The organism is Streptomyces malaysiensis subsp. samsunensis (assembly GCF_024519315.1).
In the GTDB taxonomy this organism is placed as follows: Bacteria; Actinomycetota; Actinomycetes; order Streptomycetales; family Streptomycetaceae; genus Streptomyces; species Streptomyces malaysiensis.
The window spans coordinates 1-5352 of the sequence record NZ_JANIIC010000151.1 but is presented as its reverse complement, the minus strand read 5'-3'; the positions used below and the strand labels follow the sequence as shown (position 1 = coordinate 5352).

Below are 5352 nucleotides of genomic sequence, written 5' to 3'. Positions count from 1 at the left end.
ACGTGGGCCCTTCGAAGCCGTAGGTGTAGGCAACCCGACCCGCCGCCACACTCGTGGTGTTGCCTGTGAGGAGAAAACCTTCCAGGTCATGTGGGGTGCCCGGCGGGTGGGTGAGGTAGTCGGCGGGCACCACTCCGAGGATCACGCCTGTATTCGTTCCACGGAGCGAGGCCGGTGGCAGTCCGGCGCGTTCGACCACCTCCCAGGCGGTCTCCAGCAGCAAGCGCTGCTGCGGCTCCATGGCCAGTGCCTCACGAGGGGAGATGCCGAAGAACTCAGGGTCGAATGCGTCGGCGTGGTCGATGAAGCCACCGCGCCGGGTGTAGGCGGTGCCGAGGACGTCGGAGTCAGGGTCGTACAACTCCTCCAGTCGCCAGCCGCGGTCCGCCGGGAAACCCGAGGTGGCGTCTCGGCCTTCCATGACGAGCCGCCACAGCTCCTCGGGGTTCTCCGCTCCTCCGGGATAGCGGCAGCTCGTCGCGACGATGGCGATCGCGTCCTCGTCCGAGTCGCTGGTGACGGGGACGGTGGGAAGTTCCCGGCCGGTGGAGGACGTGCCGACCAGGCGTTCGCGCAGTAATCGCGCCACCGCCTCGGGGCTCGGGTAGTCGAACACCAAGGTGACGGGCAGTCGTAGCCCTGTGGCGACATCGAGGCTGTTGCGCAACTCAACTGAGGTCAGGGAGTCGAAGCCCAGTTCCTTGAAGGAACGGGTGGACTCGACGTTGGCCTGGTCGCCATGTCCCAGTACCGCAGCGATCTGTTGCCGTACCAGGGCGACCAGGGCCCGGTCCTGGTCCGCCTCGGACAGCGACGCCAGTTTTCGCGCCAAGGATGAGCCCTCTGCGGGCACGGCCGCGACGGCTCGGCGTACAGGACGGCGCGTCAAGCCGCGGAGCATAGGCGGAAGATCGGCCCGGTCGGCGAGCGCCTTCAGATCCAGCCGAGTCGGCACGTACACCGCGCCCGGCAGCGCAGTAGCCACGTCGAAGAGCGCCAGCCCCTCGTCGGCGGCGAGCGGCAATGCACCTCCACGCGTCAGCCGAGCCCGGTCCCGTTCACCGAGCTCTTCCGCCATGCCGGCGTCGGCCCAGGGGCCCCAGGCCAGCGAGGTGGCCGACAGTCCTTGTGCGCGACGCAGGCGTGCGAGGCCGTCCAGGAAGCTGTTGGCCGCCGCGTAGTTGGCCTGGCCAGCGGTCCCGATGGTCCCAGCGAAGGACGAGAACAGGACGAAGGCAGAGAGCGCCGCGTCGCGGGTCAGCTCGTGCAGGTGCCACGCACCGTCCACCTTCGGTCGCAGCACCGCCGTCAGCCGCTCAGGGGACAGTGAGGAGAGCATGGCGTCGTCCAGTACACCGGCCAGATGTATCACGGCGGTGAGCGGGTGCTCCGTCGGCACAGCGGCGAGGAGTCGGCTCAGCGCGTCGCGATCGGAGATGTCACAGGCGGCGAGGGTGACATGGGCTCCCGACGCGGTGAGGTCGGCGACAAGGGCATCGGCACCTTGAGCGCCCGGCCCCTGGCGCCCAACCAACAGCAGGTGCCTGACCCCGTGGTTCTCGACCAGGTGGCGCGCCATCAGGGCACCTAGGCTTCCGGTGCCTCCGGTGATCAGGACCGTCCCCTCCGGGGCCGGCGCGACCGGAATCGACAGGACGACCTTGTGCGCTTCCTGGGTCTCGTTGAGGAGGCTCAGCGTTTCGCGGACCTGAGTCACCTCCCGTACGGCGGCAGGCAGCGGAGCGAGGTCCCCCCGCTCGAACAGCGGGGCCAGTTCACTGAAGACATCGTGTGTGCTGAGGGGATCGTTGACCGGCGGTGGGGGGAAGGGGCCGCTGATGACGGAGCCCTCCACCAATCCGGCAATCTCGCAGACCTGCTGTCCCAGTGGATCCAGAATCGCGTCGAAGCGCCGAGCGCGGGTGAGCTCGGACAGGCGTCGCGCCCAGCCCGACGTCCGGGCGTCGACCAGGCGGTCAGCGGGCAAACCGGGGATGCGCGATACACCACCGGTTGTGGTGCCGTACACCTCGACACCGTGGTACCGAGCTAGCTGCGTAGCGGCGCGGCCGACGCCACTCTCGGCCTCACACACCAGCAGCGACCGCCCCGCCCGCAGTCCCTCGATGTCCCGCAGCGCCCGATGGGCGGCAAGGAAGGCCAGTGGCGCCGCAGCGCCCTGCGCGAAGGACCAGCTTCCCGGCAGGGGAATGAGCAGCCGGTGGTCGGTGATCGCCGAAGACCCGATCGCGCCAGGGAACAAGCCGAGCACGCGGTCGCCAGGGGCCACACCGGTGACCTCCGGCCCGACCTCGATCACCACGCCGGCGCCCTCGCCGCCAAGCGGCACGTCCGTGTCCGTCTCCTCCAGCCCGAGTACGGTGACCACGTCCTGCGGGTTGAACGACGCCGCACGCATGGCTACCCGGACCTGTCCGACCTCCAGTGGAGCGATGGCCGCATCGTGCGGAAGGAGAGCCAGGTTGGCCAGCGAGCCTCTGGGGACGGCGTCCATGCGCCACGCCGCGGTTCCCTTCGGCGGTTCGAGGAGGCCGCTGGTAGCCGCCCGGATCAGTCGAAGACCGAGCACCTCTCCCTGCCGCACAGCCAGTTGTGGCTCGTCCACAGTGAGCGCGGAGCCGATCGCAGCCCGCGAGGAGGGGTGCTGGTCCAGGTCCAGCAGTGAGAATCGGCCGGGATGTTCGGCCTGGGCCGAGCGGACCAGGCCCCAGACCGCGGCGCCTACGACACCCGCGGGCTCCTGACCTGACTCCGTCCCCAGGGCGCCCTCGGTGACGAAAGCGAGTCGGCATCGATCGAGCCGCTCATCGGCAAGCCACTCCCGCAGCAACCTCAGGGTTGCGTGCACCGCGTCATGTGTAAGCTCCGCAAGGTCTCCGTCACCCGGAGCGACGACCGCCAGCACCGCGTCCGGCAGGTCCTCCGACTCCGCGACTGCCCCCACCGTGGCAAAGTGTCCTGCGGGCGCCGAACCAAGATCGTGTTCGCCCAGAACCGCCCAGGAACCGGACGACCCTGACGGCACTGGAGCGAGGGCGGTGGTGAACAACGCGTCGCCGCCATACGCCGCCCCGGACCGCAACTGGCTTGGGGAGATCCCCCGGAACACCAGTGACTCAGCCTCAGCCACCAGGGCGCCGGTAGGGTCGGCCACCCGTAGCGCGATGTCGTCGGGGCCGCGGCTCCCCAGATGGACGCGCAGCGCGGTGGCTTCGGAGGCGTGCAGGCGCACGCCCCTCCAGGCGAATGGCAGACGGACGGGCGCAGTGTCCGCGTCCGCGCCCTCGACCGCGAGCAGGGCGAAGGGATGCAGGCCCGCGTCCAGCAAGGCGGGGTGCACCCGGTAGCCGTCCGGCGGGGTGCCGACGGGCAATTCGACGTCCGCGAACAAATCGTCCCCCTGGCGCCAGGCCCTGACCATGCCGCGAAGGGCGGGACCGTACCCGAGGCCGTGTGCGGACAGCCGCTGGTAGGCGTCGTCAAAGGGGAGCGGGACGGCACCCGCAGGCGGCCACTCGGTGAGCGGTGGTCCGGCGACCACTCCTTCAGTGGCGTCCCGGCAGAGCACACCCGTGGCGTGACAGGTCCAGATGCCGGGCGATGCCGCTCCGTGCCCGCTCTTGTCGCTCAGACGTGAGTGGATGCGCAGGATGCGCCGACCAGCTGGGTCGGGATCGCCGATGACGATCTGCAGGTCGACGTCGCCTCGCTCCGGCATGACCAAGGGGGCTTCCAGGACGAGTTCCTCAACCTGATCGCAGCCGACCCGGTCGGCGGCACGGAGGGCGAGATCCACGAACGCGGTGCCGGGCACGACGACCGCGCCGACAATGGTGTGGTCGGCCAGCCAGCCCTGGACGGTCCTGGAGAACCTTCCGGTGAGCACGATCCGGTCCTCACCGGCCAGCTCCACGGCTGCGGACAGCACGGCGTGGCCCAGTGTTTCGAGGCCGGCCCCAGCCATCGGCGCCGCGCCGGTCCCCTCGACCCAGTAGCGCTGGTGATCGAAAGCGTAGGTGGGCAGATCCACCGGGCAGGGCTCGACTCCGGAGAAGACCGCGCTCCAGTCCGGATGGGCCCCACCCACGTACGCGACGGACAGCGCGGTGAGCAGAGCGCGTACTTCCGGAACTCCCCGTCGCAAGGCGGGCGCCGCCGGTGGCCGAGCCTCCTGGTCCCTCAGGCACGACGGGACTGCCCTGGTAAGGACCGCGTCGGGGCCCAACTCCACATAGGCGGTGACGCCACCCTCTTCCAGGGCGCGGACCGCGTCCATAAAGCGGACAGGCTCGCGGATCTGCCGTACCCAGTACTCCGGATCGATCCACTGCGCGGCATCGACCTGCCCGGTGAGCGTCGAAGCGATGGGGATGCCTGGCTCGGCGAGAGTGATCCGCTGTGCGACCGGGCGAAACCGGTCGAGAACAGAGTCCATGTGCGGCGAGTGGAAGGCATGACTGACCTGAAGCTCGCGGGTTCGCCGACCGTGGGCCCGGAGGGCTTCGGCCACTTCGCGGACGGTACCCGCATCACCGGAGATCACTGTGGCCGAAGGGCCGTTCACCCCAGCCACGGCGACATGTCCATCGCTGTGGGCAAGCGCCTGGCGCACTTCGGCCTCCGGAGCGTCCACGGACACCATCACACCGCCAGGAGCGGCGGAGTCCATCAGCAGGCCGCGCGCCGCGACCAGTGAGCAGGCATCCGCCAACGACAGCACGCCTGCCGCGTGCGCCGCGGCCACCTCGCCCACCGAGTGGCCGATCAGGCAGTCCGGCCGCACTCCGGCGGACTCCATCAGCCGGAACAGCGCCACTCCCACCGCGAACAGTGCGGGTTGGGCGAAGGCGGTCCGGTCCAGTTCGCCTGCCTCGCCGTCGAAGACCAGCTCGCGCAGCGACCGCCCCAGCGCCGAGTCCAACCGCTCGCAGACCTCGTCAAACGCCGCCGCATACGCCGGGAACCGCTCGTACAGCTCCCGTCCCATCCCGACCCGCTGGCTCCCCTGCCCCGGGAACAGGAACGCCACCTTGCCGTCGTCGGCGGCGCAACCGGTGACGAGAGCGGAAGCAGACTCTCCGGCCGCACACGCCTTCAGGGCGTCCAGGAACTCTTCCGACTGATCGGCTACGATCACCGCACGGTGCTCGAACGCCGAACGAGTCGTGGCCAGGGCGTGCCCCACGTCCACGAGCCCTATGGCGTCCGCGGCCAGGTCGGGTGCCACCTGCCGCCCGAGTCGACGAGCCTGCTCGCGCAGGGCTGTCTCGGTGCGCGCGGACAGGACCAGGGGCACCGGGCCGCCGGACCCGGCCACGGACCCGGCCGGAA

General features: G+C 70.1%; 1 protein-coding gene. It reads right to left on the bottom strand.

All coding sequences use genetic code 11. The features are described 5' to 3' along the window. Positions 1-5352, bottom strand: a 5352-nt coding sequence (locus NQU54_RS47915; RefSeq protein ID WP_257636546.1) for an SDR family NAD(P)-dependent oxidoreductase, incomplete at both ends; no start/stop codon positions are given.